Consider the following 3,493-nt stretch of genomic DNA (forward strand, 5'->3'; position numbering starts at 1 on the left):
GTCAGCTTCAGGCGCGCGCTGCATCGATGTGACCAGGTTTTTCTTCATGCACGTGATCCCCCTGCCCTTCAGCGCACGCTGCTTGGCATCCCAGAACGGCGCGTTGATAAAGGCCGGAGTTAGTTGACGGGCGCGGTACATAAAGGACGTTATGTCCTACAAAGCCGAAAAGGAGGGGCGGGATGATATGCTGTTGTCAACATATGCTCTCGAGACCATACTCTTAGGTCTGAGAACGGAGGCAATGGATGAAGACATTCACCGAGGTGATGAACAGCCTGCCTGAGGAGCGGCGCGCACGAGTGGAAGCCCGCGCGGACAGGCTGATCGCGGAGGAAATGACGCTGCGTGATCTGCGTAAGGCGCGTGATCTCACACAGGTGCGGATGGCCGAACGCCTCGGCGTCGGACAGGACAACGTCTCTCGGCTTGAGGGTCGCGCCGATATGCTGCTCTCGACGCTGCGCAACTATGTGCAGGCCATGGGCGGCTCCCTGGACCTGATCGCTCGCTTTCCGGATCGTCCTGATGTGACGCTCTCGGGGCTCTTCGGTCATGATGGGCTCGATGACGGATCGGCCGAAAAGAACCAAGACACCGCAACTGAGCCACATCCGCAGTGATGGGAAGAGCCGGCATCAAACCGCGAGCCGTGAATGATTCATGGCAGGACCATCAGCCTGGGGAGATCACGGGCACCATGAACCACGCGGACAACCTCGATGCCGTCCATGAGCTGCCGGTACAGGATGAGATACGACTGAACCGGAAAATAGCGCAGATCAGGCGCAATGTCGGGCCTTTCTGGGCCAAGACCGGGCTGGTCCCTGAGAAGAACGAAGGTCTCTTCGATGTGATCAAGTACGCGGTCCGCAGCACGCACATCGTCGTCGGCAATGAACAGCCAGATGTCAATCAGGTCTTCTTCGGCCTGCGCTGTGCGCTGAATGATGGGAATGATCCCTCACGCGTCTGGGGGTTGGGTGTCTTGCGCTGCAGCCTGTCGCCTCCGGGCCTCGGCCTTGATGGCGGCCATATCGGCGTAGCGCCCCGGCCCGCTCGCGAGCCCCTGTTGCCAGAGACGACGAAGCGCTTCGAGGTCTTTTTGTTCCAATGCGCGACGGCGTTTCCAGTCCTGCAGTGCTTCGCGAAGGACGTCGCTGCTGGACGCATAGTCGCCACTTTCGACCGCTTCGCGCACGACCGCCAACATCTCAGGCGTCAGCGCAATACTGACCTTTTCAACGTTTGCCATGTGATTGATTCTCTGGAGTCGATGGTCGTCAAGAATCCTACCATGGGACAAGAATCGTCCTCCGGTGGGAATGCGGCTCACGGAAATGTTGCAAGCCTTGGACGATGTGGAGCCTTGGCATGACGAATGCGCTGGTCGGACAAAGAACCGGGGTTTTGGAGCGAGTCCCAGGATTGCCAGCGCTGGTCGCGCGCGCCGGTGCTGAGGCCCAACGGCGCTATCTGGAATTCTTCGCGGCGCAGATCCGCAACCGCAACACGCGCGAGGCGTATCTGCGGGCGGTGCGTGATTTTCTCGGCTGGGTCGAGACCGATGCCGGGATCACCGATCTGCTCGACATCGAGCCGCTGCATGTCGCGGCTTGGATTGAGCTAAAGACGCGGACCTACGAGGCGCAGAGCGTCAAGCAGAAGCTCTCAGCCCTGCGCCATCTGTTCGACTGGCTGGTGACCGGCCATGTGCTGTCGACCAATCCGGCCTCCTTTGTCCGCGGGCCAAAGTTCTCCTACACCCAGGGCAAGACGCCGATCCTGACGCCGACCGAGGCCCGTCAGCTGCTGCGGTCGATTCCAACTGAGACGCTGGTCGGTCTGCGGGATCGGGCGCTGATCGGGCTCATGGTCTATACCTTCGCGCGGATCTCGGCAGCGTTGACGATGAACGTCAAGGATGTCTACCGCAAGCAGGAGACGCTGTGGGTGCGCCTGCATGAGAAAGGCGGCAAGCGCCACGAGATGCCCTGCCAGCATAATCTGAAGGACTGGCTGCAAAAGTACATCGAGGCTGCGGGCATCGCCGAGGACACAAACGAGCCGTTGTTCCGCTCCGTGGACCGCAAGACCAAACAGCTTGGGTCTAATCGCCTTGACCGACAACGCGCTTGGGCGATGGTCAAGCGTCGGGCGCTGCAGGCCGGCCTTGAGACGACCGGGATCTGCAACCACACCTTCCGAGGTACCGGGATCACCGTCTACCTAGAGAACCCCGAGGCCAAGCTCGAGCACGCCCAGCAGATGGCGGCGCACTCCGATCCCAAGACCACGCGACTTTACGACCGGCGCAGCGACCAGGTCTCTCTCGATGAGGTGGAGCGGATTGGGATTTAGGCGCGTTATCACTGGTCAATTTCGCCTCCTCCCAGATGGTGCTTTTGACCTATCGGGACTAGTCTGGAGAAAATACTAAAATATACCAATTCTTGGTATTTTTAGCTCCTTGAGGAGGTTTTCATCATGGCCAAAAACACCAGCATCTCCCTTGGAGAACACTTCGAGGGGTTCATCACGCAGCAGATCCAAAGAGGACGCTATGGGTCGGCAAGCGAGGTGGTGCGTGCGAGTCTGCGGCTCCTCGAAGAGCGCGAGCAAAAAATCGAAGCGCTTCGTCGGGCGCTTATTGAGGGCGAGGAAAGCGGTGCCGATTCACCACTCGACATGGATGAAATTCGCCGCGAAGCTCGACGGGAAGCGGGTCTAGATGCGTGAACTCGTCAAGCGACCGCGCGCCCGGCAAGACCTGAAGGACATATGGCGCTACGGCTTCGAGACTTGGGGCGAGACGCAAGCCGATCACTATCTCGCCGAGCTGGATGCCGGGATGGCTCTCTTGCGAGAGCACCCTGCTCTTGGCAAGGCCCGAGATGAGCTGCGACCCGGCTACCGCTGCCTGCAGATCAACGAGCACTTGGTTTACTACTTGGTCACACCCTCGGTGATCCGAATCGTCCGCGTTCTACATGTCCGCATGGACCCGGATAGGCATTCGCTGTCGGAAAAGAATGGCCGATAGTCTGCCGGCGTTGTTGTCTAGCTTTTGGAACATCCTGCAGATGAACCTGATCGAACTGAACAAGGCCGATCGGCTGGGGCTTCCACCCGGCCCAATGCGCGCCTGGATGACCTTGTTCAAACACTGGCAAGAGAAGCTGACGATGGCGAAGGTAGCCCACAAACCGGTCCAGCTGGCGATGAGCCGTATCCGAGTGCTCAGTGCGGATGAAGAGGCACGCCGGCTGGCGGTCGTGCGCTGCACGATAAGGTGTCGCTCGATGAGGCGGAGCGGATTGGGATCTGAGCGCCGGCTGGGCGACCCGTTCGATTCTGGATTGGCTGTGAAAAAGGACCGGGGCCTTCTGATGAGAGGGCCTAGAAGTACAAAGATCAGCGCCAAACGGCGATCCGGCTCAGGTTGAGGACAGGTACTGATCGTGGGAGACGCTGACATCGTTCTGACCGCTTC

The 3,493-nt window shown here is 59.6% G+C and carries 7 protein-coding genes; 5 read left to right on the forward strand and 2 right to left on the reverse strand.

What is annotated here, in order from left to right; all coding sequences use genetic code 11:
- Positions 1-248 precede the first annotated feature (248 nt).
- Complete coding sequence (locus CKO42_RS25960) at positions 249-623, forward strand: helix-turn-helix domain-containing protein (RefSeq protein WP_200252041.1); 375 nt, start codon at positions 249-251, stop codon at positions 621-623.
- Positions 624-661: 38 nt separating this feature from the next.
- Here the strand turns inward: CKO42_RS25960 and CKO42_RS25965 are convergent, their stop codons facing one another.
- Positions 662-883 (reverse strand): type II toxin-antitoxin system RelE/ParE family toxin, encoded by a 222-nt coding sequence (locus CKO42_RS25965; RefSeq protein WP_338035011.1) that lies wholly within the window; start codon positions 881-883, stop codon positions 662-664.
- A gap of 81 nt (positions 884-964) precedes the next feature.
- Positions 965-1,255, reverse strand: a complete 291-nt coding sequence (locus tag CKO42_RS25970; RefSeq protein WP_200252055.1) for a type II toxin-antitoxin system ParD family antitoxin — start codon at positions 1,253-1,255, stop codon at positions 965-967.
- A gap of 119 nt (positions 1,256-1,374) precedes the next feature.
- Here CKO42_RS25970 and CKO42_RS25975 point away from each other — a divergent pair, with 119 nt between their 5' ends.
- The 4 genes from CKO42_RS25975 to CKO42_RS27740 all read left to right on the forward strand — a co-directional run bounded on the left by CKO42_RS25975 (position 1,375) and on the right by CKO42_RS27740 (position 3,446).
- A complete protein-coding gene (locus CKO42_RS25975) occupies positions 1,375-2,361 on the forward strand; it encodes a tyrosine-type recombinase/integrase (RefSeq protein ID WP_200252072.1) in 987 nt (328 codons plus the stop codon).
- Positions 2,362-2,487: 126 nt separating this feature from the next.
- Positions 2,488-2,739 carry a type II toxin-antitoxin system ParD family antitoxin gene (locus CKO42_RS25980; RefSeq protein ID WP_200252080.1) on the forward strand — a complete coding sequence of 84 codons (252 nt, stop codon included), beginning with the start codon at positions 2,488-2,490 and terminating at the stop codon, positions 2,737-2,739.
- Positions 2,732-3,043, forward strand: a complete 312-nt coding sequence (locus CKO42_RS25985; protein ID WP_200252082.1) for a type II toxin-antitoxin system RelE/ParE family toxin — start codon at positions 2,732-2,734, stop codon at positions 3,041-3,043. Before CKO42_RS25980 ends, CKO42_RS25985 begins: the two co-directional genes overlap by 8 nt.
- Positions 3,033-3,446, forward strand: coding sequence for a hypothetical protein (locus CKO42_RS27740; protein WP_242479722.1), 414 nt, complete (start codon positions 3,033-3,035; stop codon positions 3,444-3,446). Before CKO42_RS25985 ends, CKO42_RS27740 begins: the two co-directional genes overlap by 11 nt.
- The last annotated feature ends 47 nt before the right edge of the window (positions 3,447-3,493 follow it).

Origin of the sequence: Lamprobacter modestohalophilus (genome assembly GCF_016583905.1) — a bacterium.
GTDB classification, from domain to species: domain Bacteria; phylum Pseudomonadota; class Gammaproteobacteria; order Chromatiales; family Chromatiaceae; genus Lamprobacter; species Lamprobacter modestohalophilus.